1 pseudogene is annotated in these 299 nt (G+C 69.6%); it reads left to right on the plus strand.

Annotated elements, in window-relative coordinates:
• Positions 1 to 14: 14 nt before the first annotated feature.
• A pseudogene (locus tag EXE42_RS16380) lies at positions 15 to 299 on the plus strand (hypothetical protein); the annotation flags it as partial.

Below are 299 nucleotides of genomic sequence, written 5' to 3' on the forward strand. Positions count from 1 at the left end.
CCGACTTCGGCGACGTGACTCTGACCGACACGCGCGGTGACGCCCGCATCCAGACGGTCGCCGGGGCTATCGTCGCGAGCGGGGTGGACGGCTACCTCTCGCTTCGCTCGACTGCCGGCCACATCGAGGCCGCGTCCGTGACCGGACTCGACGACGTGCGAACCGAAATCGGCCGCGTGAAGGTCGAAGTGCTGGGCCTGCGCCGTGATACCGCTATCCGCTCCGAGATGGGTGACGTCGTGGTGGGTGTGGCTGCCGACCTCGACCTCGACGTACTGGCCGAGGCCGACGGGCGGGTG

The organism is Halorubrum sp. SP3 (assembly GCF_005435195.1).
Taxonomy (GTDB): Archaea; Halobacteriota; Halobacteria; order Halobacteriales; family Haloferacaceae; genus Halorubrum; species Halorubrum sodomense.